At 68.6% G+C, this 12,264-nt stretch carries 12 protein-coding genes; 6 read left to right on the top strand and 6 right to left on the bottom strand.

Going from position 1 to position 12,264, the window contains the following annotated elements:
• Nucleotides 1-270 precede the first annotated feature (270 nt).
• The gene (locus QC765_RS10615) at nt 271-2,091 is read left to right on the top strand and encodes a hypothetical protein (RefSeq protein ID WP_278314404.1); all 1,821 of its coding nucleotides are present in this window, start codon (nt 271-273) and stop codon (nt 2,089-2,091) included.
• Nucleotides 2,088-2,699, top strand: coding sequence for a class F sortase (locus QC765_RS10610; RefSeq protein WP_278314402.1), 612 nt, complete (start codon nt 2,088-2,090; stop codon nt 2,697-2,699). Before QC765_RS10615 ends, QC765_RS10610 begins: the two co-directional genes overlap by 4 nt.
• Here QC765_RS10610 and QC765_RS10605 read toward each other — a convergent pair whose 3' ends face one another.
• Both QC765_RS10605 and QC765_RS10600 read right to left on the bottom strand, forming a co-directional pair.
• A complete protein-coding gene (locus tag QC765_RS10605; protein WP_278314400.1) occupies nt 2,700-4,049 on the bottom strand; it encodes a class I SAM-dependent methyltransferase in 1,350 nt (449 codons plus the stop codon). It abuts the gene before it with no gap.
• Nucleotides 4,046-5,497, bottom strand: coding sequence for an FAD-binding oxidoreductase (locus QC765_RS10600; protein ID WP_373876731.1), 1,452 nt, complete (start codon nt 5,495-5,497; stop codon nt 4,046-4,048). The genes QC765_RS10605 and QC765_RS10600 overlap by 4 nt, the downstream gene beginning before the upstream one ends.
• A gap of 175 nt (nt 5,498-5,672) precedes the next feature.
• On the opposite strand from QC765_RS10600, the gene QC765_RS10595 reads away from it, so the two are divergent.
• The 4 genes from QC765_RS10595 to QC765_RS10580 all read left to right on the top strand — a co-directional run bounded on the left by QC765_RS10595 (nt 5,673) and on the right by QC765_RS10580 (nt 7,819).
• Entirely contained in the window at nt 5,673-6,119 is a 447-nt protein-coding gene (locus QC765_RS10595; protein WP_278314399.1) for an SRPBCC family protein, read from the top strand.
• A gap of 113 nt (nt 6,120-6,232) precedes the next feature.
• On the top strand, nt 6,233-6,574 hold the full coding sequence (locus QC765_RS10590; protein ID WP_278314398.1) for a YbaB/EbfC family nucleoid-associated protein: 342 nt from the start codon (nt 6,233-6,235) through the stop codon (nt 6,572-6,574).
• Nucleotides 6,575-6,592: 18 nt separating this feature from the next.
• Nucleotides 6,593-7,225 (top strand): recombination mediator RecR, encoded by a 633-nt coding sequence (gene recR / locus QC765_RS10585; RefSeq protein ID WP_278314397.1) that lies wholly within the window; start codon nt 6,593-6,595, stop codon nt 7,223-7,225.
• Between the two features lie 24 nt (nt 7,226-7,249).
• Nucleotides 7,250-7,819, top strand: a complete 570-nt coding sequence (locus QC765_RS10580) for a uridine kinase family protein (RefSeq protein ID WP_278314396.1) — start codon at nt 7,250-7,252, stop codon at nt 7,817-7,819.
• Between the two features lie 149 nt (nt 7,820-7,968).
• Here QC765_RS10580 and QC765_RS10575 read toward each other — a convergent pair whose 3' ends face one another.
• The 4 genes from QC765_RS10575 to nhaA form a co-directional block, all read right to left on the bottom strand.
• A complete protein-coding gene (locus QC765_RS10575) occupies nt 7,969-8,775 on the bottom strand; it encodes an alpha/beta fold hydrolase (protein WP_278314395.1) in 807 nt (268 codons plus the stop codon).
• A 3-nt stretch (nt 8,776-8,778) separates the two neighbouring features.
• On the bottom strand, nt 8,779-9,498 hold the full coding sequence (locus QC765_RS10570) for a type 1 glutamine amidotransferase (protein WP_278314394.1): 720 nt from the start codon (nt 9,496-9,498) through the stop codon (nt 8,779-8,781).
• Entirely contained in the window at nt 9,491-10,780 is a 1,290-nt protein-coding gene (locus QC765_RS10565) for a Mur ligase family protein (protein WP_278314393.1), read from the bottom strand. Before QC765_RS10565 ends, QC765_RS10570 begins: the two co-directional genes overlap by 8 nt.
• An 86-nt stretch (nt 10,781-10,866) precedes the next feature.
• Nucleotides 10,867-12,165 (bottom strand): Na+/H+ antiporter NhaA, encoded by a 1,299-nt coding sequence (gene nhaA, locus QC765_RS10560; protein ID WP_278314392.1) that lies wholly within the window; start codon nt 12,163-12,165, stop codon nt 10,867-10,869.
• Nucleotides 12,166-12,264 lie beyond the last annotated feature (99 nt).

Here is a 12,264-nt window from a genome sequence, read left to right as displayed (position 1 = left end):
TGCTCCGAACGTTGCTCGATCACAGGGTTTCCCCAGTAGGAGCGGTGGCGTTGTGGTGGACATTCCGGCTCTTTGCTCCCCATTCGACCGAAAACCTTGGGCGTACGTGTAATATCCGTGCGGTTGCATTCGATTATCTGCCCCGAATGAGCTACCGGAACATGTGCTGCTCGAGTTTGGTGCAGTGCCGCGAAGAGAAAGGGCGACCACGTGTCTGCTCGAGTCCGTAGGAACCATGCCAGAGCTCGGGTCACTAGTGCGGCAGCAATCGTGGCTCTCGGCGCGGGGCTCTCGCTGCCTGCTATCGCCTTGGCGGAGGAGCCTGGAGCCCCGCAGGGAACCGACGCCGGAGCAATGCCTCCGGAGGGTGATTCCAGCTCCGGAGCGGCAAGCAGCGACGCCAGCCCAACCGATAGTGATACCGATGCCGATGGGCAGGGCGCGGCCGATGCAGGCGAGGCGTCGGGAATCGCATCAGCCACGCCAGAAGGTGACGGAGAAGGCGGCACCAGCCGCGCTGAGGAGCAGAGCAGCACCGGGGAGCAGGGCAGCGCGGACGATGCGGCCAGTCAGGATTCCGACGAGCCGGCCCCATCCTCGGGCGAGGGTGAAGAAGGGGGCGGCGCCACCAGCAGCACTGAGGAGCAGGGCAGCGCGGACGATGCGGCCAGTCAGGATTCCGACGAGCCGGCCCCACCCTCGAGCGATCCCATCGAGCGCGCGGAGCAAGCGACCGCGAGCGCCGAGGTAGCAGCGGACCAGGCCAAGCAGATCGCCGAGGAGCTCTCCGTCGCGGCCGCCCAGGCGGATAGCGAGGCAGCCGCGCTCGAGGCCGAGCTCACGGACGCCAGCACGGGAGCCGTCCGGCTCGAGCAGATCGCTGCCGCTGCAGCAGCTGACGCGGACCACGGGGAGGAGCAGGCGGTCATGGCCGAGGAAGCGGCCGCTCGGGCGAGAGTCGCGGCCAGCGATGCCGCCACGGAGGCCGAGGAGCTTGCCCAGGAGGCCGAGCGTCTCGAGGCGGAAGCGGTCGAGCTCCGCGCCGCTGCCGAAGCTGGTGACCAGGGAGCTCAGGGCAAGCTCGCCCAGGCAGAGGCCGACGCGGCCATCGCCGACGAGAAGGCAGAACAGGCGGCAGCATCCCGCGATGCTGCCGAAGCGGCCCAGCAGGAAGCGAATGAAGCCGCGGCTGCCGTCAAGGAGATCAAGGGCAAGGCCAAGAAGAAGGAAGCGCGTACCCGGGCCCGCGCTGCGGTCGCGGAGGCCAAGGAACTAGCTAGCGCGGCGCGATCGGCACAGGACGAGGCTGATGCGGCTGCAGCGACCGCGGGCAGCTCCTCCGAAGCGGCCCAGATCGCGGCCGCGGAGGCCGAGGAGGCTGCGACCGCCGCAGCGACCGCGGAGGAGGCCGCCCGCGCGGCCCAGGCTGCGGCCGCGGAGGCCGAGAAGATCGCGGAGGAGAAGGCACTGGCAGCCGCGGTTGCGGGGGACGATGCCGACGGTGCGCGCGCCGCTGCCACCGAGGCAGCGGAGAAGGCTCGGCAAGCTCGGGACGATGCCGACGTGGCCATGAGCGAGGCGCAGGCAGCGCTCACCGAGTCGGACACGGCACGCGCGGCCGCGGAGGAGGCCCAGCTGGCAGCCGACGAGGCAGAGGCCGACGCCAACGAGGCCAGGGCCGTCGCTGATGCTGCTCGCCAGGCGGAGGAGGAGCTCAAGGCCGAGCGCGCTGCCGAGGAGGCCGCCGCGGAGCAGATCGATACCGATGTGACCGTCGGGGACGAGACCGTCGGGGACGTTCTCCTCGAGAAGATCAATGACTACACCGCGCGGGTCGTGTCCACGGAGTATGAGCTAGTCGGGTACTTCGAGGATGCGCAGTTCCATGTCGTGGACTACTACACCGAGGAGGGCCTGGCGGGAGAGCTCCCCCCGGTCGATCTCGCGCTGGGCGGCGCCTCCGCGGAGCCGGGCATGCCGGGCGACACGGGCCTGGGCGCTCCCGTGCTGCTGCTAGGGCTGGGCGTCGCGGGCGCAGCTGCGGCGGGTGGTGTCGTGGTCTGGCGCCGTAGGAACTCTGCTGGCCAGTGATCCGCCCGGGCCGGGCCCTCGCGGCTGCCACATCGATCCTGGCAGCTCTCCTGATCGGGTGCGCGCCGACGCCAGCATCGGCCCCGGGCCAGCCCCAGGCCACCGTTTCGGTGTTCGCGGGCGGGGAGGCCTGGCCCGTGCGGGTCGAGGTGCGGTCCGAGGACGGCTCGCCGGTGCTCGCTTCCGGGCTGCACCCGCAGGGAGTGGTCCGCACGGGCGCCGGCGAGGCGATCCTCGACCCTGTCGATGAGCGGCCAGCATGGTGGTCCGAGAGCGGGCTGCCCGTGAAGGACGCGCAGGAGACGGTCGTTATCGTTGGGCACAACTACAATGACCGCACCGCCCCGTTCGCCGCGCTGCGCGATGTGGTGCCGGGAGACGAAGTGAGCGTGCGCACTAGTGCGGGGGCACTGCGATACCAGGTCGAGCGCGTGGAGCCGCTAGCGAAAGGTGCCCTCCTGGGCGAGCACGAGCTTCGCCAGCATGTTCCGGGCCGCTTGATCCTTGCCAACTGCGATGTCCGGGATGGCGTGGACACCGGTGACAACTACCTCGTCATCGCGCAGTTCATGCACTGGCAGGAACTCGCTGCCCCGCCCCCGGGATGATCAGCGGCTCCACCAGGGGCGCAACGGCACTCGCGCATCGCCCGAACCGGTGGGCTTGACCGCGAGGATCTGGTGCAGCTGGATGGAGTTCTTCTCGAACGCCACGCGCGAGCCGGCGATGTAGAGCCCCCACACGCGCGCGGTGCCCTCGTCCGATGCAGCGACGCAAGCATCCCAATTGCGGGCGAGGTTGGCATTCCAGTCGCGCAGCGTCAGCGCGTAGTGCTCCCGCAGGTTCTCCTCGTGGCGCACCTCGAGCCCCGCGTCGTGGATCTCGTTGATGAGCCGACCGGGCGCGGCGAGCTCCGCGTCGGGGAAGACGTAGCGGTCGATGAACTCGCCGGCGTGCTCGCTGATGCGGTTGCTGGGACGCGTGATGCAGTGGTTCAGCAACCGACCGCCGGGGCGCAGCTTGTTATGCAGGAACCGGAAGTAGCTGGGATAGTTGCGCACGCCGATGTGCTCGGTCAACCCGATCGAGGAAATGGCGTCGAAGCCGGACTCGGGGATGTCCCGGTAGTCACTGAATCGCACCTCGGCGCGATCATCGAGGCCTTCGCGGGCGATCGCTTCCTGTGCCCATTCGGCCTGCTGGCGGGACAAGGTGGCGCCGATGACCGTGACACCGCGCTTCGCGGCATAGCGCGCCATGCCGCCCCAGCCGCATCCCACATCGAGGAGACGGTCCCCCTCGCGCAGGCCCAGCTTGTCATGCACGAGCGCGTACTTGGCTTCCTGCGCGTCCTCGAGGGTGGTGTCCTCGGTGGCATAGGTCGCGCAGGTGTAGGTCATCGATGGCCCGAGAACGTGCTGGTAGAACTCGTTGGACACGTCGTAGTGATGCTGGATGGCTGCCGCGTCGCGGGCCCGGGAGTGCAGCAGGCCCTGGGCGATGCGCCGCCATCGGGGCTGGTGCTCCTGCGGTGGGGGAGCGATGGGGCGCAGGTTCTGCCAGCCCAGGGAGCGCACGATCGTCGCCAGCTCGACGGGCGAGGGGCGCCGTACCGTCACCTCCTTCGTGAGCAGCTTCATCAGCGTGTACGGATCCCCGGGGTGGGCGCCGGTGATCACGAGGTCGCCGCTGACGTAGGCACGCGCCATGCCCAGGTCTCCGGGCGCGGACGCGAGGTAGCGGAGTCCGCGCGGACTGCGCAGGTGCATCACGTGCTGGGCATCCTCGGGCCCGTGGGCGGACCCGTCGTAGGCCGTGAAGCGGACCGGGAGGTCGTCCCCGAGCACCGAGCCGACGACCTCGGCGATCGAGAGGGTGTCCAGGTCGGGCACCCGCAGGAGGTCGGGCAGCCGCAGGGAAGCATGGGCGCCGGCCGAGGCCTTGTTCGATGCTCTCATTGGTTTCGCACCGCCTTCGCGTACAGGTCGAGTAGTCGTGAATGGGGGTCGTAGCGTTGCTTGAGCTGCCAGTAGGAATCCCCGCCGTAGAGCGCCTCGAACTCTTCCCGGGCGTAGTAGGAGTCCGAGTACAGCGACTTGTGCCCCTCGAGGCGGGTGACCTCGGCCTCGATCGCTCGGTTGGCCTGGCCGGGCTCGTCCGCCGGATCGGTGGGCACGGAGGACCAGAAGCCGATATTGACGTAGGTGCGATTCCGGTGCAGCGGATACAACGGCCACGGATGGTCCTGCTGCGAGCCCGTTCCCTCGGCCGTGCTGCCGCGGAGGCGCAGGGGGCACAGCCACACGGGCTCGATGGGGACGTGGGAGAGGAACCAGCGCAGGAAATCGGCGGTGCGCTCCACTGGGACCTCGATGTCCTGGACGACCCGTTCGCGTGGCGGGTTGCCCTTGCGCGCCTCGATCCGGTCGGAGAGGCCGATCTTGTTGTCCAGGCCGAGGAGCTTCCAGTAGACGCTGGAGCGGCGCCACCGGCCCGGCCATGCGCGGCGCAGCACCGGATGCTGGGCGCCGAACGCGCGCGAGCACCAGAACCAGTCGGTATCCCACCGCCACAGGTAGTCCCGGGCGCGCATCCGGTCCACCGCGGGTGTGTCGATCGCGTCGTGCTGGATGGACCGGTAGAAGATTCGCGAGCCGGTGTAGTCGCTGACCGGGCCGGGCTCGCTGGTCCACCGCCCGAGCACCAGGTAGCTCTCGGTGGCGGAGAACATCACCCCATCGAGGAAATCGACCAGCTCGCCCTGGTAGGTGTGCTGCTCGGCGATGTCGGCGATCGCATCCTGCAATGAATCGAGCTCGGGAAAGCGGATGTGGCGCAGCTCCACGAACGGCTCGATGGGCTCGAGCGTGATCCGTAGCCGCGTGGCGTAGCCGAGGGTGCCGTACGAGTTGGGGAAGCCATGGAACAGATCGGCATGCGGGCCTTCCGGCGTCGCGGTGATGACCTCGCCCGCTCCCGTGAGGATATCCATCTCTAGCACGGACTCGTGCGGCAGGCCGTTGCGGAACGACGAGGATTCGATGCCCAGGCCCGTCACCGCACCGCCGAGAGTGATCGTCTTGAGCTGCGGCACCACCAGCGGCATCAGGCCATGCGCCAGCGTGGCGTCGACGAGATCCTCGTAGGTGCACATGCCGCCGACATCCGCGGTGCGCCCTGCGGTATCGATCGAGATGACTCCGCCAAGCCCGGAGACGTCCAGGCCCGGCACCCCTGTTCGAGCACGATTCCGGAACAGGTTCGACGTCTTCTTCGCCAGCCGCACCGGAGCGTCCTCGGGGAGCGCGCGGTAGCTCGCCACAAGCCGCTCCACGGCAGCCTCGTAGCCGCGCGGCCGGTCTAGTGACGCTCGGTCGCCGGCAAGCCAGGATGTGATGCTCCGCACAAGCCCGACTGTAGACCTCCCGCGTGGCCACGCGCACGGCCCCGGCGTTGCTCCTGGGTGAATTTTCTGTCGGAACCAGGCAGTATGGTCTCCGGTACGAGGCAGCGGGTGGGCCAGCTCATGGCTGGTCCTCCTGGCAACGGTAATCAGCCAGCAGGCTTGAAGGGAGATCGGTGTGTCCACGCCGAACAAGGTCAGCGCATCCAGCACGGTCACGATCGATGCCCCCGCGGAGGCAGTGGTGGCAGCGCTCGCCGACTACAGCACCGTGCGGCCGAAGCTGCTGACGGAGCACTTCCATGACTATCGGGTCGTGGAGGGCGGCGCGGGCTCGGGCACCGTGGCGGAGTGGACGTTACAGGCCACGAAGAAGCGGTCCCGCGAGGTTCGCGCGGTGGTCGAGGCGGCAGGCAGCACCATCACCGAGCGCGACGCCAACTCCTCGATGGTCACCACCTGGTCGGTGGAGCCCAGCGACACCGGCAGCGTCGTCACGACGAGCACGGAATGGAATGGCGCTAGCGGCGTGGGCGGCTTCTTCGAGCGCACGTTCGCGCCCCTTGGCCTGCGCAAGATCCAGGCGGCGATGCTCTCCAACTTGCAAGCGCATCTCACGCGATAACGTCCACGAGCACCGCTCCGGAGCGTCCCGCGCCAGCGCGTGCCCGGGCGACTACCCTGGGGCACGTCCCGCGCGACGGGGGCCCGTCGCACACCTGATCGAAAGGGAGACCCATGCAGCCTGACGGCCAGCCTGACATGCAATCAATCATCCAGCAGGCGCAGCAGATGCAGCAGCAGCTGATGGAGGCGCAGGAGAAGATCGCCGCCGCAGTCGTCGAGGGGCAGGCCGGGGGCGGTCTCGTCACTGCCAAGCTCACCGGTACGGGCGAGCTTGTTGACCTCACCATCGATCCGAAGGTCGTGGACCCGGACGATGTCGAGACCCTGCAGGATCTCGTGATGGGCGCGATCAAGGATGCGAACGCAAAGTCGCAGAACCTCGCGGCCGAGACACTCGGGCCATTCGCGCAGGGCATGGGGGGCGGCTCCGGCATTCCGGGCCTGCCCTTCTGATACCGGGGCGAGGGGCACGTGTACGAGGGGCCGATCCAGGACCTGATCGATGAGCTGGGCAAGCTCCCCGGGGTTGGCCCCAAGGGTGCCCAGCGCATCGCGTTCCATCTCCTCACCGTTGATCGGGAGGAGATCAGCAGGCTGCAGGGCGCGCTGCAACGCATCCGCGACGGCGTGCAGTTCTGCGCTGTCTGCGGCACTGTCGCCGAGCAGCAGCTCTGTCGCATCTGCGCGGACCCGCGCCGCGATCGCGCGCTCGTCTGCGTGGTCGAGGAGCCCAAGGACGTGCAAGCCATCGAGCGGACCCGGGAGTTCAAGGGTCTCTACCACGTCCTCGGCGGGTCGCTGAACCCGCTCGCGGGGGTGGGGCCCGATCAACTGCGCATCCGTGAGCTGCTCGGCCGCATCGGCGGGCAGCAGGTGCTCCCCGAGGGCGTCACGCACGAGCCCGCCGAGATCACCGAGGTCATCATCGCCACCGACCCCAACACCGAGGGCGAAGCGACCGCGACCTACCTCTACCGCATGCTCAACGGCTTCCCCGGCCTCACCGTCACGCGCCTCGCAACCGGCCTGTCCATGGGCGGCGACCTCGAGTTCGCCGACGAGCTGACCCTCGGTCGCGCGCTCACTGGCCGCCGCTCCCTCTAGGTGGAGCGCGCCATCAGCGATCGCATGGGCCCCTCGACAGGCGCCATCGCCGAGCTCATCGAGCTCGCGCTAGGCCGCCCGCCACGGCTTGGGCCAGTGCGCGCGATCGCCATCGACGGGCCCTCCGGTGCAGGAAAGACCCAGTTCGCGCGAGCCTTGAAGCGCGAGCTGGAGCAGCAGGGCACTAGCACCGTCATCGTCCCCTGCGATGCCTTCGCCACCTGGGACAATCCCGTCGCCTGGTGGCCGATCCTCGAGGAAGCTGTGCTCGCGCCCCTCGCGCACGGCAAGCGCAGCAGCTACCAGGCCGTCGAATGGATCGACAGCACGCCCGTCCCAGGTCCGTGGCATGCCGTGCCCGTGCCGGAGGTCCTCATCATCGAAGGCGTCTCCAGCGCGCGGCGCAGCATCACCGCACGGCTCACCGCTAGCGCCTGGATCGGCTGGGGCGACGACCATGCCCGCCTCGAGGCCGCGGTGCGCCGCGATGGCGAGGAATGCCGGGAACATCTGCAACGCTGGCAACGCTTCGAGCACGGCTGGTTCCCCATCGACGGCGCGCGGCACCGGGCCGACATTCGCGTGACCGGCTAGCGGGCTCGCGACCTCGGCGGGCTGGCGGGACGGCGAGTGTGCGAAAAACGACAGGGTCTAACGCGTGAGCCTGTCGCTAATCGCACACTCGCGGGCTGGATGGGGTGTCACGGGCTGGATGGCGCGGGCTGGTTTGACTGAGCCAACCGCTACCGCGCGGCCCCCGACGTCGACAGCCTGGCGAGGAAAGCCTCGATGCGCGGGTTCACTACCTCGGGATGGGTGAGGTTGACGGCGTGCGCAGCACCTGGCACCTCCACCACCTCGCGGAGATCGGGCAGGTTGTCGATGAGCGAGCGGGCCCGCTCGATCGGGATGGCCACATCCTCGAGGCCACGGATGAGGATCGCCGGCGCGGTGATCGACGGGACCTGATCGGTGATGTCATCACGGTAGAGCAGGCAGTTGCCCGCCGTGGCGATCGGGATGCCCTTGCGATCCCGCCACTTGGCGATCCATGCGGGCTCGAGCTCCGGATCGCCGATGATCTGCCCGGCGAGAGCACTGGTGAGCTCGTCTACCGGTCCGATGGTGTCCCACACGAGGAACGTCTCGCCGTAGATCTTCTGCTCCTCGTCAGGGCAGGGCCCCGCCTCGGTGCTGATCAGGATCAGGCCGGTCACCCGCTCCGGGGCCATCAGTGCAGCCCGCAACATGGTGAAGCCGCCCTGCGACATCCCGCCGAGCACCGCGCGCTGCACCCCGATCTCATCGAGGACAGCCAGCACATCATCGGCAGCGTCCCAGTAGGTGAAGGGCGTGTCATCCGACATCGTGGCGCCGTGGCCGCGCGCATCGATGCACACCACCCGGTAGCGGTCCGAGAGGGCCTCGACCTGCGGTGCGAACATGCTCGTGTCCATGAAGAACCCGTGCGCGAGAACGATCACGGGCAGGTCCGCGCCGCCGCTATCGGTGAAATGGATGCGAGCACCGGTCTGCTCGATATAGGGCATGGCTCATCGCCTCCCCGCATCAAGGCGCTCGCGACGCAGCAGCTCCACGTCGGGCAGGTCGAGCGGCTCGAGGACCTCCACGTCGAGGGCGCGGCGGATCATCAGGTCCGCGAGCTCCGGGTTGCGGGCCAGCGCCGGACCGTGCATGTAGGTGCCGATGACCGAGCCCTGCACCGCTCCCTCCTGGGAATCGCCCACCCCATTGCCGATTCCGGCAGTGACCCGGCCGAGCGGCTGGGCGTCGGAGCCGAGAGTGGTGCCGCCGCGATGATTCTCGAAGCCCGTCAGCGGCCCGGCCAGCCCCTCGATGAGCGGGTTGGTGATGACCTCGCCGATGGCGCGCTTCTCCTGCGGCACCGTCGTGACGTCGAGCATGCTGATGCCGTCGACGCGCTCGCCCGCCGAGGTCTCGTACCAGTGGCCGAGCACCTGGATGGCCGCGCAGATCGCCAGCACCGGGGCACCCCGCTCGGCGGCGCGCTGCAGGCCAGGATGCTGGGTGAGGTGGCGCGTCGCGAGGCGCTGCGCGTAGTCCTCCGCGCCGCCGAGGGTGTACATGTCGAGGGAATCGGGCACCGCATCGTTGAGGGTGATCTCGATGATCTCCGCTTCGTACCCGCGCATCCGCAACCGTTGCCGCAGGATGAGCGCGTTGCCGCCGTCGCCGTAGGTGCCCATCACATCGGGCAGCACGAGGCCGATGCGCACGGTGGAATCAGCCACGGGAAACCTCCCTCTCGATGGCCCGGTTCAGGCCCAGGAACGCGGTGTAGTTCGCGAGCACCTCGACCTGCCCCGGCGGGCACGACTTGATCGCCTCCAGCGGATCCTTCACCAGGGTGTGCGTGACGTCGGCATAGGTGAGGCGCACCCCGAGATCGGTGCCCCGCTCGCCCGCGGCAACGACCTGCACGCCCTCGAAGCTCTCGAACCGCACGTCCCACAGCCAGGAGAGATCCTCGCCATCGGGCACCTGGCCGTTGACGGCGATGACAAGGCCATCGGCGCTGCTATCGACCATCGATAGCGCTTCCTGCCATCCGGCTGGGTTCTTCGCCAGCAGCATGCGCACGTTGTGCGAGCCGATCTGCACGGTGCTGTAGCGCCCGGCGACCTCGCTCACCGAGGAGACAGCCATGACGGCGTCGCTCGGGTCCACGCCCATCGCCACCGATGCGGCCACGGCCTGCGCGGCATTGCCCCGGTTTGCCCGCCCCGGCAGTGCTAGCTCCATGGGAAGCACAAGGCCATCGGGCCCGTGCAAGCTGGTGTCGTCCACCCACCAGTCCGGCTCGGGGCGCTTGAAGTCCCCGCCGGTGCTGTACCAGTGGTCGCCGTCCCGCGCGATCGGCTCGCCCGTGCGGGGGCAGCTCACCGAGTCGCCCAGCCAGGCGTTGCCCGCGGCGACCCAGATCACGTTCGCGCAGTCATAGGCCGTGGAGGTGACGAGCACATCGTCGCAGTTGGCGATGACGACGGCATCAGGGTGCCGCTCGAGGCTCGCGCGCAGGCGCCGCTCGATCATGTTGATCTCACCGACCCGGTCGAGCTGGTCGCGGGTGAGGTTGAGCATGATGATGGCCTTGGGGTCCACGAAGTCAGCCACGTGGGGGAGGTGCAGCTCGTCGACCTCGATGGCGGCGCGCGATGCGTCGAGGTTCTGGTTGTAGGCCGCGACGATGCCCGCATCCATGTTGGCGCCGTCCAGGTTAGTGGCGACCTCGCCGAGGGTGGCGAGCGCGGCGGCAGTCATGCGAGTGGTGGTGGACTTGCCGTTCGTCCCGGTCACGAGCACGGTGTCGCGATACGAGGCGAGCTGCGTCAGGATCGTCCTGTCGATCTTCAGCGCGATCAGGCCGCCGATCATGTTGCCCGCGCCGCGCCCGGTCTTGCGCGAGGCCCACGATGCGGAGCGGGCGGCCCGCAGGGCGAGCTTCCCGCGCGCGCTGATGGGTTGCCGCGCGACCGTACCGCTCTCGCTGCTTGAAGAGTTCCCCTTGGCCATGGCTATGAGGCTAGTACGTCGGGGTTCCGCCGGGGGTGGCAGGCGCGGAAAACCTTGCCCTCGAGGCAGTCCGCGCCCCTAGGCTGTCAGTCCCGATTCTGGTACACATCCGGGATGCCGTCGCGGTTGGCATCGCGCGTCTCGAGCGTATGGATGGCGCGGTAGGCGCGGTTGCGCGCCCGCAGGACGATCGAGGCGATGAAGGCCGCGAGCACGGACCCGGTGAGGACACCGACCTTCACATGCTCGTCGCGCAATGACTCGGGGCCGTAGGCGAGCTCGCCGATCAGCAGCGACACGGTGAACCCGATGCCCGCGAGCAGGGAGACGCCCAGCACGTCGAACCAGCTCAGGTCATCATCGAGCTTGGCGTGGGTGAACTTCGACATCAGGTATGTGGTGCCGAGGATGCCGATGGCCTTGCCGAGAACGAGGCCCGCCACGATCCCCACCACGATCGGGTCCTGGAGCGAGTCGACATACCCAGTGAGGCCGCCGACGTTGACGCCGGCGGCGAAGAACGCGAACACGGGGACCGCGAAGCCCGCGGAGACAGGCCGGACCATGTGCTCGAAGATCTCGGCCATGCCGGGTCCGGCGCTCTCGCCGCCGTTCTTCATGCTGCGCACCACGGGGACCATGAAGCCGAGCAGCACGCCGGCGATGGTGGCGTGGATGCCGGACTCGTGGACGAGGACCCAGGTGATCGCGCCGAGCGGCAGCAGCACGAACAGGTTGTGGAAGCGGCGCTGCACCAGGATCGCGAAGATGCCCAGCGGTATGAGGGCAAGTAGCAGTGGCAGGATCTTGAGATCAGCGGTGTAGAACACGGCGATGACGATGATGGCCAGCAGGTCATCGACCACAGCGAGGGTGAGCAGGAAGATCCGCAGCGCCGAGGGCAGGTGGGTGCTGATCACCGCGAGGATCGCCACGGCGAAGGCAATGTCGGTCGCGGTGGGAATCGCCCAGCCGCGCAGCGCCCCATCGCCGGTATTGAGGTTGAACGCCACGAAGATCAGGGCCGGGACGACCATGCCGCCGATCGCCGCCACGATGGGGATAGCGGCGCGGGAGGGATCGCGCAGATCGCCCTGCACGAACTCGCGCTTGAGCTCGAGGCCCACCATGAAGAAGAAGATCGCGAGCAAGCCATCAGCGGCCCAGGTCGCCAGCGAGAGGTTCAGGTGCAGCGACTCCGGGCCGATCTTGAAGTCGCGCAGCGCATCGTAGGTCTCGGCCCACGGCGAGTTGGCCCACACCAGCGCGGTGATCGCGGCGATGAGCAGCAGCGCGCCACCGACGGTTTCCTTCCGCAGGATCCCCGTGACACGCGAGGCTTCTGCCCAGGAACCACGGACAAACAGACGACGGGGAGTGGACATGGAGCTCCTCTTCGCTGGCAAGTGGCATCAGGCCGCCGCGATGGCCGGACGCACGATCTGGATTCCGGGCCAGTCTACCGGTGCGGGCCGGAAGGGCTG

Source organism: Hoyosella levis, assembly GCF_026008515.1.
Taxonomy (GTDB): Bacteria; Actinomycetota; Actinomycetes; order Mycobacteriales; family Mycobacteriaceae; genus Lolliginicoccus; species Lolliginicoccus levis.
This window is presented reverse-complemented; position numbering and strand designations above follow the sequence as displayed.